This is a genomic window from Ureibacillus galli (assembly GCF_014836845.1).
Taxonomy (GTDB): domain Bacteria; phylum Bacillota; class Bacilli; order Bacillales_A; family Planococcaceae; genus Ureibacillus; species Ureibacillus galli.
On the sequence record NZ_JACSQA010000049.1, the window covers coordinates 1 to 11,599 of the forward strand.

Annotated in this window: 10 protein-coding genes; 6 read left to right on the forward strand and 4 right to left on the reverse strand. The window is 35.8% G+C overall.

Annotated elements, in window-relative coordinates:
* Positions 1-108: 108 nt before the first annotated feature.
* Together H9636_RS18440 and H9636_RS18445 are read right to left on the reverse strand one after the other, a co-directional pair.
* On the reverse strand, positions 109-1,659 hold the full coding sequence (locus H9636_RS18440) for a fumarate hydratase (protein ID WP_191709018.1): 1,551 nt from the start codon (positions 1,657-1,659) through the stop codon (positions 109-111).
* A 204-nt stretch (positions 1,660-1,863) separates the two neighbouring features.
* Entirely contained in the window at positions 1,864-2,061 is a 198-nt protein-coding gene (locus H9636_RS18445; protein ID WP_191709019.1) for an SE1561 family protein, read from the reverse strand.
* A gap of 394 nt (positions 2,062-2,455) precedes the next feature.
* Here H9636_RS18445 and H9636_RS18450 point away from each other — a divergent pair, with 394 nt between their 5' ends.
* Positions 2,456-3,634, forward strand: coding sequence for an MFS transporter (locus H9636_RS18450; RefSeq protein WP_191709020.1), 1,179 nt, complete (start codon positions 2,456-2,458; stop codon positions 3,632-3,634).
* 124 nt (positions 3,635-3,758) lie between these two features.
* Here the strand turns inward: H9636_RS18450 and nspC are convergent, their stop codons facing one another.
* Both nspC and H9636_RS18460 read right to left on the reverse strand, forming a co-directional pair.
* Positions 3,759-4,898, reverse strand: coding sequence for a carboxynorspermidine decarboxylase (nspC, locus tag H9636_RS18455; protein ID WP_191709021.1), 1,140 nt, complete (start codon positions 4,896-4,898; stop codon positions 3,759-3,761).
* Entirely contained in the window at positions 4,899-6,125 is a 1,227-nt protein-coding gene (locus H9636_RS18460) for a saccharopine dehydrogenase family protein (protein WP_191709022.1), read from the reverse strand.
* Positions 6,126-6,586: 461 nt separating this feature from the next.
* Between H9636_RS18460 and H9636_RS18465 the strand changes: the two genes are divergently transcribed.
* The 5 genes from H9636_RS18465 to H9636_RS19415 all read left to right on the forward strand — a co-directional run bounded on the left by H9636_RS18465 (position 6,587) and on the right by H9636_RS19415 (position 11,472).
* A complete protein-coding gene (locus H9636_RS18465) occupies positions 6,587-7,399 on the forward strand; it encodes an MIP/aquaporin family protein (protein ID WP_191709023.1) in 813 nt (270 codons plus the stop codon).
* A 49-nt stretch (positions 7,400-7,448) separates the two neighbouring features.
* The gene (gene glpK / locus H9636_RS18470; RefSeq protein WP_191709024.1) at positions 7,449-8,939 is read left to right on the forward strand and encodes a glycerol kinase GlpK; all 1,491 of its coding nucleotides are present in this window, start codon (positions 7,449-7,451) and stop codon (positions 8,937-8,939) included.
* Positions 8,940-9,182: 243 nt separating this feature from the next.
* Positions 9,183-9,560 carry a GntR family transcriptional regulator gene (locus H9636_RS18475; protein WP_191709025.1) on the forward strand — a complete coding sequence of 126 codons (378 nt, stop codon included), beginning with the start codon at positions 9,183-9,185 and terminating at the stop codon, positions 9,558-9,560.
* Between the two features lie 13 nt (positions 9,561-9,573).
* Positions 9,574-10,665, forward strand: coding sequence for a DUF1648 domain-containing protein (locus tag H9636_RS18480; protein ID WP_191709026.1), 1,092 nt, complete (start codon positions 9,574-9,576; stop codon positions 10,663-10,665).
* An 18-nt stretch (positions 10,666-10,683) separates the two neighbouring features.
* Positions 10,684-11,472, forward strand: coding sequence for a CPBP family intramembrane glutamic endopeptidase (locus tag H9636_RS19415; RefSeq protein WP_191709027.1), 789 nt, complete (start codon positions 10,684-10,686; stop codon positions 11,470-11,472).
* Positions 11,473-11,599: the final 127 nt, after the last annotated feature.

Sequence of the window (11,599 nt, forward strand, 5' to 3'; positions counted from 1 at the left end):
AAAGCCGGTGAAATTTTACTTATCGTAAAATTTCACCGGCTTTTCATTTCAGAGGTGGGTTTTGTCCCAGCCTCTTTGAAAAATAATTATTAATGTAAATGGGACTAATTAGAACACTCTTTCCGCATATTGGGAAAGTTTTTCTAATGAAGATTTTTCAACGTCCGCATGTAATGAGTTACCGTGAGAGTCCATTGTTACAACAGCCGTGAATCCTTCTACATTTAAGTGCCACATTGCTTCTGGAATACCGAACTCTTGTAAGTCTACGCCATCTACACTTTTAATGCAATCCGCATAGTATTGTGCCGCACCACCGATAGCGTTCAAGTAAACACCACCATGTTCTTGAAGGGCAGCAAGCGTTTTAGGACCCATACCGCCTTTTCCGATAACAGCACGGATACCGAATTTTTTCATAATGTCACCTTGGTAAGGCTCCTCACGAATTGAAGTAGTAGGACCAGCAGCCTTAACAGTCCAGTTACCATTTTCGTCTTTTGCCATTACAGGTCCACAGTGGTAAATAATTTGTCCATTTAAATCTACAGGTGCATCGTGGCTCATTAAGTGGTGGTGAATAGCATCACGGCCTGTGTACATGCGACCGTTAATTTTGACAACGTCACCTACTTTAAGTTCACGAATTTGTTCTTCAGTAATTGGAGCAGTAAGTTCTACTACTTTGCTTTCTGAATTTGTTTCTGTTTTTGGCTCATCACGGAAAGTAACTTTTTCTCCTTCTTGATAATGCCATTTTTTAATTTCACCAGTAGTCGCATCAATGTCGATGGCCATGCGACGGTAAGCCCAACAGTTATAAGCAACTGATACGTAGAATGATGCAGGGATACGGTGCATAACACCAATTTTACAACCTAGTAATGTTGCTTCTCCACCGAAGCCCATTGTACCAACGCCGAAAGTATTTGCTTTTTCAACGATATATTCTTCTAATTTTGCTAAATCCGCATTTGGATTCACATCATCAACAGGACGGAATAATTGTTCTTTTGCAAGATCATATCCAGATGAACGATCGCCACCGATTCCAACACCGATAAAGCCAGCTGAACAGCCTTGTCCTTGTGCTTGCCATACAGAATGTAAAATACATTTACGGATACCATCTAAGTCACGTCCAGCACGACCTAAACCTTCTAATTCACATGGTAAACTATATTGGATGTTTTTATTTTCACATCCGCCACCTTTTAGAATTAATTTAACTTCAATATAATCTTTCTCCCATTGTTCAAATTTCACAACTGGAAGTCCTTCTCCTAAATTATCTCCACTGTTTTTCCCAGTTAAAGAATCAACAGCATTTGGACGTAATTTAGCATCGCTAGTTGCTTGAACAATTGCGTTTTTTATAGCGGCTTTAATTTCTAATTGATTAACACCGATTGGAGTTTTAACTTTAAATGTAGGTAGACCTGTATCTTGGCAAATAGGTGAAACGTTATCTTCTGCCATAACGATATTATTTGTAATCGTATCTAAGCTCATTGCAGCACGTGTTCCGGCATTTTCAGCTTCTTTTGCTTTTTTAATCGCACGGCGAACGTCTGCTGGTAAATTAGTGGATGTTTCGCTCACTAAGTCATAAAGACTTTTTTCTAATGTTTGTAAATAGGATGTCGCTACTTGAGACATTTATATTCCCCCCAGAATATTTAAGAAATTTACTCTCCAATTCTATTATACTCTTTTCATTACACGAAAAAAAGAGAGATAGAATGTTAAGGTTTGATAAAAATATATTGAAAATCGAAAGTATTTTTTTAAAATTATTTTGAAATTTCCACTAATAAAAAACCATCCGAATCTTTCCAGATGGTTTCAATGGAATTCATTCACTTACTCTTGTGTTGAATCGTTTCGGTGATGGAATTGATCCATTTTTTCTTCAACATCATCGATAATTTGAATGAGTCTGTCGATATCCTCAATATCTGCAGTTTCAGGGTCAATCGCATCTAAAACTTCAACAAAAATTTGAAGACGCTCTTTTAAATAATTCACTTGTTTATTTTTATCGGTAATAGGGTTCGACATAATTACACCTCTTTCGTCATGACCATCATAGCGAATTTACTGTGAATGTTCAAATGTTATGTGGAAAGGGGAGGGGGATTCAGAACAAAAATAAAATTAGTCTGAATATTTACAAAATTAAATTAATATGATAAATTATATTTAACAAATCGAAAGGAGATGGTCGAAAAGAAGATGCTCACTCTACGAAAAAGAAGGAGGGAGTTTAAACAATTTTTCGGCTGTCGAATGCCGAAACGTAGTTTATTCAAACAATTATGGAGTTAACTGAACTGTAGAAACCTTAGTGGCGCAATCTGTCACTAAGGTTTTTTTATAGGCTAAAATATTGAAGCTATTTATTCCCTCCTATGGTAACATATTCTTAGTTTGTAGATTTAGTTGGAGGAAAATTATGATAGCATCTGAAAAATATGCGCAACGTAGATTTTGGATATTGGTAGCAATTGTATCAATCTCAGGTTTCTCACAAGGTATGCTATTACCACTTATTTCGGTTATTTTTGAAAGCGATGGTGTATCATCCGCTCTTAATGGATTAAATGCCACAGGTCTATACATAGGAACGTTATTAATATCACCATTTGTCGAAAAGCCACTACGTAAATTTGGTTATAAGCCGATTATTATCATTGGCGGGGCGGTTGTTTTTGTTTCTTTATTTCTGTTTCCTTTATGGCAAAATGTGATGTTTTGGTTTGTTTTGCGAATGTTAATTGGAATTGGAGACCACTGTTTACATTTTGCCACTCAAACATGGCTTACAAGCACATCACCAGCTGAAAGTATCGGAAAAACGATGTCCATTTATGGATTATCCTTTGGCGTAGGATTTGCGGTAGGACCGTTAATGGTGAACTTAATAAAAATATCTGAAACGTTCCCATTTATTTTGTCTTCCGTACTTTGTTTAATTGCTTGGTCTTTTGTTTTCTTTGTTCATAATGAAAAACCAGAAGCATTAACTGGAGATAGTAAGGAAGTTAAAAGTTTTCATCGATATAAACTATCATTCAAATATGCATGGATAGCATTTTTACCGCCTTTCGTATATGGCGTATTAGAAACTTCATTAAATTCCCTATTCCCTGTTTATGCTTTAAGAAAAGAATTTAACGTTCCTATGGTATCAATAATATTAGCTGCCTTTTCAATCGGTGGGATTATTACTCAAGTACCAATAGGAATATTGGGCGATAAAATAGGTCGAAGAAAAATTATTTTAATTACTTTCTTAGCCGGGACTTTATTTTTCGGAATTGGAAGTTTGTTTGAGCATTCTGAGTTAGTGATAGCGGTAGTATTTTTACTGGCCGGTATGTTTTTAGGTTCTATGTTCTCTTTAGGGATCACATACATGGCGGAACTAACGCCGAAAGCTCTGTTACCGACGGGAAATTTATTATGCGGTATTTTCTTTAGTGTCGGTAGTTTAGTAGGACCAACTGTTGGTGGATTATATCTTCAATTTATCCATCACTTTAGTTTTCTACTATTTATATCAGGGATTTTGCTTGTTATGTTTCTTATTGTATTGATCTTCGGAAAACAGATGAAACAAGTAGTGAATTAAAATGAGGGTACATGCCAGAAATATTCTGGTATGTACCCTTTTTGTTTTCGGCTACGTACTTAGAAGAATAGGAGAAATTTGTGGCTAAAAAAAGCTAACTCAAAAATCTGAGTTAGCTTCTTTTTTAAGATAATCTATTACGGTAGTCTTCATAACCAAACTGACGAACGACTTTTACGCCTTCATTTTCGTTATATAAACAAATGCTTGGTAAGTTTACCCCGTTGAACATATGGTTTTTTACCATTGTATAGTGTGCCATATCGGTAAATACAATTTTGTCTCCAGCTTTTAGCGGTTTGTCAAATGAGTAGTCACCAATTACGTCACCAGCAAGACATGTCATACCACCTAGACGGTAAGTGTACGGTTTGTCATTTGGTGTACTTGCACCAATGATTTGGGGACGGTAAGGCATTTCTAATACGTCTGGCATATGACAAGTAGCAGAAGTATCTAAAATGGCAATTTCCATTCCATTTTTCACTACATCTAGAACAGTCGTTACTAAGTAACCAGTATTTAAAGCAATTGCTTCTCCCGGTTCTAAAATAACTTTCACGTCATACTTTTCTTGCATGTAGTTAATTAATGATACAAGTTTATCGACATCGTAGTCTTCACGGGTAATGTGATGACCACCACCGAAGTTAATCCATTTCATTTGATGTAAATATTCACCGTATTTTTCTTCGAAGTGTACTAAAATACGCTCCAATACATCTGAACCTTGTTCACACATCGCATGGAAATGGATGCCTTCAACACCGTCTAATTGATCTGGACGGAATGAGTCGACAGGAATGCCAAGACGAGAATTAATATAACATGGGTCATAAAGTGGTGTTTCAACTTCTGAATAACCAGGGTTTACACGTAATCCGATCGAAACGTGCTTGTCCAAACTTTGTACTTTTTCTTTATACTTGTTTAATTGGTCGAAAGAGTTGAAAACAATATGATCTACATATTTTAAATACTCATCAATTTCATGTTCTGCGTATGCGGGTGCATAGGCATGGACTTCTTTACCAAATTCTTCGTAACCAAGACGGGCTTCAAATAAAGAACTGGATGTGATTCCTTTTAAATATTGACGCACCATTGGGAATGTCGAAAACATTGAGAACCCTTTAAGTGCTAGTAAAATATCACAACCTGTACGATCTTGTACAGATTTTAATATTTCTAAGTTACGTAATAACAAGCGCTCGTCCACCACATAACTTGGAGACGGTGCTGCTTTCCAATCAATCGTATTCATTTATTTCGCCTCTTCTTTATCAAGGCTAAGGTCCACTAATTCTGGGTTATGGCTTTCTTGCCATGGTAAGCCCCATTTATTTAAAGCATCCATGAATGGATCTGGATTGAATTCTTCAACGTTCCACACACCTGGTTTTTGCCATTCACCATTCATCACTAGCATTGCGCCGATCATAGCTGGTACACCAGTTGTGTAAGAAATGGCTTGGCTACCAACTTCGCGGTAACATTCTTCGTGGTCACATACGTTATAAACATAGTAAGTTTTTTCTTTACCATCTTTAATTCCACGGAAAATACAACCGATATTTGTTTTACCTTTTGTACGAGGTCCAAGGGAAGCTGGATCAGGTAAAACCGCTTTTAAGAATTGAAGTGGTTGAATCATTTGACCTTCGAATTCGATTGGTTCAATTGATGTCATGCCTACGTTTTCTAAAACTCTTAAATGAGTTAAATATTTTTCAGAGAATGTCATCCAGAAACGGATTTGTTTAATGCCTGTAATGTTTTTTGCTAAAGATTCAAGTTCTTCATGATATAGAAGGTACATATCTTTAGGACCAATTTCAGGGAAGTTATAAACTTCTTTAAACTCTAAAGGTTCAGTTTCTACCCATTGACCATCTTTCCAATAACGTCCGTTTGCAGTAATTTCACGAATGTTAATTTCTGGGTTGAAATTTGTTGCGAAAGGATAACCATGGTCACCTGCATTCGCATCTAAAATATCAATGTAGTGAATTTCATCGAAGTGATGTTTTAAAGCGTAAGCAGAGAATACACCTGTTACACCTGGATCAAATCCGCTACCTAATAAAGCTGTAAGACCAGCTTTTTCAAATTTTTCTTTGTAAGCCCATTGCCATTTATATTCAAATTTAGCTGTTTCAGGTGGCTCATAGTTAGCAGTATCAACGTAGTGCACACCTGTTTCTAAACATGCATCCATAATTGTTAAGTCTTGATATGGTAAAGCAACGTTAATTACCACATCTGGTTTAAATCCATTGATTAATTCAACAAGTTCGTTAACATTATCCGCATCAACTTGTGCAGTGTGGATAATTGTTTTACCGCCGTCTAATTTTTCCTTTAAAGCGTCGCATTTTGACTTAGTTCGACTAGCGATCATAATCTCCTCGAACACTTCTGAATTTTGTACACATTTGTGTACGACTACGCTAGCTACACCGCCAGCTCCAATAATCAATGCTTTACCCAATTCTTTATAACCCCCAAATATTTTATTTTTTTAAAACAAATCGATTATACACAATAATGTTTGTCGTATCAAATAAAATTCGATTCAGTTGTTTAATTACTTTGTAGAAAGAAAAGGGATATTGGAGAAAATGAACTAGTTTTGAAGAATATTATCCAAAAGATAAAAGGATTTATTGTATAATAGAGAGCAAGATATTACTCGTTATCCTATTAAGATAGTAGATTGTTTTAAGAATAAGAGAGTATCTTATTAAATAGTAGACATAGGACAAGCCGCCAATTTTATTTTGTTGCTTAACGAATAAATAAATTTGTTTAAGCGTAATTATGAGTAGAAATGATAGCGTTTCCATCTTTTATCGAAGTTTGGAGTACAAAAAAGAAACACTTATTGCCCTTATCATTTTAAATAATAAAAAGGTGTTTCTTTATTATTTTAATACAAAGGAGATGTTGAAGATGTCACCGTTTTGGGGAGAAGTTTTAGGGACGATGATTTTAATTTTGTTTGGAGCGGGTGTTTGTGCAGGGGCCAATTTAACGAAGTCTTATGCAAAAGATGCTGGCTGGGTAGTGATTTCGATTGCTTGGGGGCTAGGTGTAACATTAGGGGTATATGCGGTTGGAAGTATTAGTGGAGCTCATTTAAATCCAGCTGTAACTGTAGGTTTAGCTTGGACTGGTGATTTCGCTTGGAATGATGTTCCGTTATATATCCTTGGACAGTTAATTGGAGCATTTTTAGGAGCATGTATTATTTTCCTTCAATATTTACCGCACTGGAAGGAAACAAAGGACCCGGGTGCAAAATTAGGGGTATTTTCAACAGGACCGGCTATACCCCACACATTTTCCAATCTTTTAAGTGAAATTATTGGAACATTTGTATTGTTACTAGGTCTACAATTTATAGGAGCAGGTCAATTTACAGAAGGATTGAATCCGATTGCAGTAGGGTTACTCATCGTTGCAATTGGTATGGCCTTTGGAGGTACTACAGGTTACGCGATTAATCCTGCCCGGGATTTAGGACCACGTATCGCCCATGCAGTTCTTCCGATTGCAGGGAAAGGATCGTCTAATTGGAAATATTCATGGATTCCAGTTGTTGGTCCATTGCTTGGAGGCTCATTGGGAGCGTTATTCCATAAAGCAGTATTTAATAATACGATGACGACTGAATTTTGGGTTGTATTAATTGTTACGGTACTTGTATTAGGAATTGCTTACTTCATGAGTCCTAAAAATTTAACAAGTAGTGAAGGACTATAAAATATAAACATAGTTAAAAAATGATATTTAGATAGGTGGGAGCGGAAAAATGGAAAAATATATTTTATCGATCGATCAAGGAACAACGAGTTCAAGAGCAATTCTTTTTAATAAACAAGGGGAAATTGTCCATAGTGCCCAAAAAGAATTTACTCAACACTTTCCAAATCCAGGTTGGGTTGAGCATAATGCCAATGAAATTTTAGGTTCAGTTTTAGCGGTTATTGCTGCTTGCTTATCTGAAGCAGATGTTTCTCCTGAGATGGTAGCAGCGATAGGGATAACGAACCAACGGGAAACAACGGTTGTTTGGAATAAAGAAACAGGAAACCCTGTTTACAATGCAATAGTTTGGCAATCCCGTCAAACAAATGATATTTGTGAGGAACTGAAAAACAATGGTTATGATGAACTTTTCCGTTCTAAAACGGGATTATTAATCGATGCATACTTTTCAGGTACAAAAGTGAAATGGATTTTAGATAATGTGGAAGGGGCTAGGGAACTAGCTAACGAAGGAAAGTTATTATTCGGTACAATTGATACTTGGTTAATTTGGAAACTGTCAGGTGGTAAAGCCCATGTTACCGATTATTCCAATGCATCTCGAACACTTATGTACAACATTTACGATTTAAAATGGGATGAAGAATTACTATCAATCCTTGATATCCCATCATCAATGCTACCTGAAGTTTGTCCATCCTCAAGCGTTTATGCAACTACTGACAAAGAACATTTCTTTGGTCAGGAAGTCCCGATAGCAGGTGTAGCAGGAGATCAGCAAGCAGCTCTATTTGGGCAGGCGTGTTTTGAAAAAGGAATGGCGAAAAACACTTATGGAACAGGCTGCTTCATGCTAATGAACACTGGAGAAAAACCCGTTAAATCCGCCCATGGATTATTAACAACATTAGCTTGGGGATTAAATGGCAAGGTAGAATATGCACTTGAAGGAAGTATATTTGTAGCCGGATCGGCCATTCAATGGTTACGTGACGGGTTAAGAATGTTCAATAATGCAGCAGATAGTGAGCAATATTGTAGAAGAGTTGATTCGACCGATGGTGTCTATGTTGTCCCTGCCTTTGTAGGATTAGGTACGCCTTATTGGGACAGTGAAGCAAGAGGGGCAATTTTTGGTTTGACGCGTGGAACAACGAAGGATCATTTCGTCCGCGCTACAGTAGAATCTTTAGCTTATCAAACTAAGGCTGTTCTTGATGCAATGGAAAAGGATTCAGGTATTTCACTAAAAACATTACGTGCTGATGGAGGAGCTGTAAAGAATAGTTTCTTAATGGAGTTCCAAAGTGATATTTTAAATGTTCCGGTAGAAGTACCAAAGGTAAATGAAACAACAGCGCTAGGTGCGGCATATTTAGCTGGATTAGCAGTTGGTTTCTGGGAAAGTCAGGATGAAATTGCTTCCCAATGGGCGATTGATCAATCTTATGAGCCAAAAATGGAAGAGGCAAAAAGGAAAGAATTAGTCGACGGCTGGGAAAAAGCAGTTGCAAGTACGAGAACATATAAATAAGATTTGAATTTTTTTGGGGTCACAAAAACACTTAAAATGGTGTTTTGTGATCTCTTTTTTATTTTTAGAAATGGTTATAAATCGTTTCGGGTAAAATAATTACAGCTGAAATATTATAGAAGGAAGGAGGAGGCGTATGCCTTTCTCCTTTTTTGCAATTTCCCCTATAAATTTTCCAATTTGTTCTACACATTATAGAACAGTTTTGTTATAATAAGTATAGAACAGATTGGAGGGGAATTCGTGATCATTCGAATTGAAACAACTTCAGATGTCCCAATTTATACACAGCTAACCAATCAAATAATCGAGGGGATTGCTCGAGGGGACATACAATACGGAGATTCATTGCCATCCGTAAGAGCATTTGCTGCAGACTTAGGGGTCAATATGCATACGGTAAACAAAAGCTACCATGAATTAGAAAAGAAAGGAATTATTAAAATTGTTCCTAAATCCGGTGCGATTATTTCCCCAAGTAAACAAGTTACTAATGAAATGAACGAAAGAATACATTCTGAAATAAAACCTATTATTGCAGAAGCGCTCGTATTAGGAGTAAAAAAAGAACAAATTCAACAGTTGATTTTTTCCATTATGGAAGAAATGAAGGAAAGATAAAGGAGGAAATAACATGGCGTTTGTAGTTTTTCTTATCATTACTTTTTTTATTGCAGTTACTCAAATCGTTGTTCCATATTTGGTTAAGAAGACGGTTGTATTTGGTGTAACAATACCAGAACAATACATTAACGATGGGACAATTAAAAAGTTGAAAAAGCAATATGCAATTAGTGTAGCCCTTTTATCCATTGTGTTACTGACAGGTTATTCGGTTTGGTCATTGACAACTGAACCGAAGGAAGAACAAATGGCTATGATTGGTGTGTTAATGGAATTTGGGATTATTTTTATTAGTTTATCTTTATATATTTATTATCATGGGAAAGTGAAGCAATTAAAAATCCAAAACAAATGGGTAGAACATTTAAAACAAGTGAAAGTTACTGATTTGTCCGTGAGAAACGAAGATGAAATGTTACCGTGGTATGTTTATTTATTACCAATCATTTCGACGTTAGGATTAATGATCTATACAATGTTTAACTATGACATTTTACCACAGCAAATTCCGACCCATTGGGGACCAAGCGGAGAACCGGATGCCTTTACTGAAAAAACTCCGTTTTCAGCGATGCAACATACGTTCCTTCTATTAATTATGCAATTAATGTTTTTTGGAGTACATTTTGCTACGAAAAATTCAGGCATTAAGTTAAGTGCATCCAATTTAGCTGCATCTAAAAATCGTCAATTAACTTTAAGAAAATACTCAAGTTGGTTTCTGTTCTTTGTCATGTTAGCTTGCACAATTTTAATGAGTTTTTTCCAACTAACAACGATTCATCCAGAATTTGCAGCTGGTAGTGTGAAAATTATTTTACCTTTTGCTTTCTTAATTATTGTTTTAGTTGGATCACTAGTATTTGCATTAAAGGTAGGTCGCTCAGATAAGGGGTTAGAAGGAACAATCGAAGACAATATTATGGAGGTAGATGAAGATCAATATTGGAAAGGTGGAATGTTTTACTTCAACAAAAACGACCCATCCATTTTTGTAGAAAAACGTTTTGGTGTAGGTTGGACAATTAATTTTGCAAATCCAATAGGTTACTTAATTGTTCTTTTACCGTTAATCATTATTCTTATCATTTCCATGTTATAGGGGGAAGGTGTAGTTTCCGTGAAAAAAATAGATTTAAAAATTTCATTATTACTGGCACTTCTCTGCTTAATCGGTGGTTTTTTAGTAGTACGGTATCAGTTAGAAACTTTGCAAAATACCTTGCCAGAACAATACGACACGCTAATCAAGACATTGCCTATATCTATTGATGTGCTATCGATAATCAGTTCCTTACAAATTACCATCTTTTCATTTGTTTTATCTTTTATTGGGATAAAACTAGCAAGGAAGGTAGGTTTTAAGTTCAATATTTTAGACGCATTCTTTAGTAAACAAAGGGTAGAGATAAATTTTAAAAGTCTTTTAATGGCAGTAGGATTTGGTGTGATTACGGCCTTTATTTTAGTGGGGGCAGATCGATTTTATTTTCAATACCATATAGAAATTATGAATCAGACACAGATTGAATTTTCAGCAATAGGTTTACTAACAGGAATTTTCTATGGCGGAGTGTTCGAGGAAATTATGCTAAGATTGTTCGTCATGAGCTTACTAGTATGGTTCATGATGAAATTGTTTAGACGAAATGAACAAAGCTTACCAAATTATTTCTATTGGATTGGGATTGTAATTGCATCCTTATTATTTGCAGCGGGTCATTTACCTGCAACAATGATGTTATTTGGGGATTTAACAATCGAATTAATTGTACGGTGTTTCTTACTAAACGGTATTGGGGGCATATTGTTCGGTTATCTTTATTGGAAAAAAGGATTTGAATATGCAGTGTTTGCCCATATGTTTACACATATTGCTTTACAGTTAGTATTTATTCCAATGTTCTAATAAGGATACCTACTAGAAAATAATGATAAAAAAGAGGTGCCTATAAAACATTGAACTGAACCCTATAAAGTAGACAGTTTAATTAAAAGGGAGTTCGCCACCTATTTTAAGCGGCGATTAGATGGCT

What these genes read in the sequence shown, in the direction of transcription:
- H9636_RS18440 (WP_191709018.1), bottom strand. Translation starts at nt 1,659, where the DNA reads ATGTCTCAAGTAGCGACATCCTATTTACAAACATTAGAAAAAAGTCTT.
- H9636_RS18445 (WP_191709019.1), bottom strand. Translation starts at nt 2,061, where the DNA reads ATGTCGAACCCTATTACCGATAAAAATAAACAAGTGAATTATTTAAAA.
- H9636_RS18450 (WP_191709020.1), top strand. Translation starts at nt 2,456, where the DNA reads ATGATAGCATCTGAAAAATATGCGCAACGTAGATTTTGGATATTGGTA.
- nspC (WP_191709021.1), bottom strand. Translation starts at nt 4,898, where the DNA reads ATGAATACGATTGATTGGAAAGCAGCACCGTCTCCAAGTTATGTGGTG.
- H9636_RS18465 (WP_191709023.1), top strand. Translation starts at nt 6,587, where the DNA reads ATGTCACCGTTTTGGGGAGAAGTTTTAGGGACGATGATTTTAATTTTG.
- glpK (WP_191709024.1), top strand. Translation starts at nt 7,449, where the DNA reads ATGGAAAAATATATTTTATCGATCGATCAAGGAACAACGAGTTCAAGA.
- H9636_RS18480 (WP_191709026.1), top strand. Translation starts at nt 9,574, where the DNA reads ATGGCGTTTGTAGTTTTTCTTATCATTACTTTTTTTATTGCAGTTACT.